Consider the following 1,987-nt stretch of genomic DNA (forward strand, 5'->3'; position numbering starts at 1 on the left):
AGTGGCCGAAGGTCGTTTTCACGGTGATGTCGGGCTACTCGGCCTCGAACAGGTCGATCGCCTCTTCGTACATCGCGGCGCGGGTGTCATTGCCCCACCAGGCGATCTCGAGCGTGACCGGGCCGGACGCGGCGTCATCACCCCCAGGGCGCGAGCAGCCGGCGAGCGTTCCGAGGGTCAGCGCCCCGGCGGCGGCGATGCCCAGAAGGCGTGCGGTGTGCGTCATTGCAGTGATCCTCCATGTCTCGCGCCGCGGGACGCCGGCTGCTCGGACCTCGTGGTTCGAGCAGCCACGGAGGCGACTGCGTCTCCGTTCATCGTCTCAGCGACGTCGCCACTGTAGGAGCGCTCGGTTCACCGATCGGACAAATGGACAAAACCGATCACACGACCCTCGCCGTCACCAGCAGGTACTCCCACGGCATCGTGCCGCCGTCGAGGTGCTTCTCGCCGAGGGCGGCGAGCGCGTCGTCGAGCTCCCCGCGCCGCTGCTCGTCGTCACCGACTGCGCGATAGGCGGCCGCCGTCGGGCCGTAGAAGTCGCGGAAGAAGTCACGGAATTCCACTCCCGACCCGAATCGGTCGACGGCCAACCTCCGGCGCTGCATCGTCAGATCGGTCACGCGATCGCCGAGAAGGTCGCGCACGTGCTGCTCGTCACCCCAGAGCGGCGGTGGCTGGACGCCGGCCGGAGGCGCAGGGACGAACTGCTTCATGGTGGCGAAGAGCTGCCCCACGAACCCCTCGGGCGTCCAGTTGATCAAGGCCAGTCGGCCTCCCGGGCGCGCGACGCGGGTCAGTTCGAGAGCTGCGACCTCGTGGTGCGGGGCGAACATGACGCCGACGCACGACAGCACGACGTCGAACGCGTCGTCGGCATAGGGCAGCGCCTCGGCATCCGCCTCTTCGAATACGAGCTCGACGCCCTGCCGCGCGGCATCCTGCCGGCCGATCTCGAGCAGCTCGGGAGTGAGGTCGCTGGCGACGACGGATGCGCCGGCGCGCGCCGCCTCGATCGACGCGTTGCCGGTGCCGGCGGCGACGTCGAGAACGCGGTCGCCTGGCCCGACGCCGCTCTCGGCGACGAGAACCCGGGCGAGTTCGGGGATCACCTCACGCGCGACGGCGGAATAGTCGCCGAGCGCCCAGACGATCCTGTGCTTCGCCTTCAACGCGCGATCCGCATCGGTCTGAAGGTCGGTGGTCGTGGTGTTCATGGTGGGCTCCTCTGCCTTGTGCTCCTCACGCTACGAAGCCCGCACAGACCGCTCTAGTATCGGATCTGTACCGGGTCTATCGTGAGGCTCGTGGGCGCCCCCTATTACCAGTTCTGCCCCGTCGCGAAGGCGATGGAGCTGCTGGATGAGCGCTGGACGATGCTCCTCCTGCGCGAGCTGCTGCTGGGCACCGAGCACTTCAACGACCTGCGCCGGGGTCTCCCCCGCATGTCGCCCACCCTGCTGTCGCATCGGCTCGACCAGCTGCAGCGTGCGGGCCTGATCGAGCGCATCGCCCACGGCGCCGACGTGCGATACGTGCTCACCCCGGCGGGCGCCGAGCTGCGGCCGGTCGTCGAGCAGCTGTCTGCGTGGGGCGTGCGGTGGATCGGCGAACTCGGCGATGCCGACCTCGACCCCAAGTTGCTGCTGTGGGACATGCACCGCAACATCGACCATGAGACCGTCCCGGATTCGCGCACGGTGATCGCGCTGCAGTTCACCGACGCGAGTCCCGCGCAGCGGCGGTGGTGGCTGGTGATCCACGACGGCGACGCCGACGTGTGCGATGCCGATCCCGGTTACGACGTGTCGGTCGAGGTGCGGTGCACACTGCGGGCCCTGACACGGTTCTGGCGCGGCGACATCGAGTGGACGACGCTGCTGCTCGCCGAAGACGCCACGGCGACCGGACCGAGTCACCTGCGGCGAGCGCTGCCGTCGTGGTTCACGCGGCCCGGTTACGCCGCCGTGCCGCGGGTGGCAGCCAC

General features: G+C 69.2%; 3 protein-coding genes. 1 reads left to right on the top strand and 2 read right to left on the bottom strand.

Going from position 1 to position 1,987, the window contains the following annotated elements; translation table 11 throughout:
• Nucleotides 1-34 precede the first annotated feature (34 nt).
• On the bottom strand, nucleotides 35-226 hold the full coding sequence (locus tag J7E68_RS16660; protein ID WP_215174472.1) for a hypothetical protein: 192 nt from the start codon (nucleotides 224-226) through the stop codon (nucleotides 35-37).
• Between the two features lie 157 nt (nucleotides 227-383).
• Nucleotides 384-1,217: a methyltransferase domain-containing protein gene (locus J7E68_RS16665; RefSeq protein ID WP_215174474.1), complete on the bottom strand. Its 834-nt coding sequence runs from the start codon at nucleotides 1,215-1,217 to the stop codon at nucleotides 384-386.
• Nucleotides 1,218-1,307: 90 nt separating this feature from the next.
• Here J7E68_RS16665 and J7E68_RS16670 point away from each other — a divergent pair.
• A partial coding sequence (locus J7E68_RS16670) for a helix-turn-helix domain-containing protein (RefSeq protein WP_215174476.1) occupies nucleotides 1,308-1,987 on the top strand: 680 nt, incomplete at its 3' end.

Origin of the sequence: Microbacterium sp. ISL-103 (genome assembly GCF_018613995.1) — a bacterium.
Classification (GTDB): Bacteria; Actinomycetota; Actinomycetes; order Actinomycetales; family Microbacteriaceae; genus Microbacterium.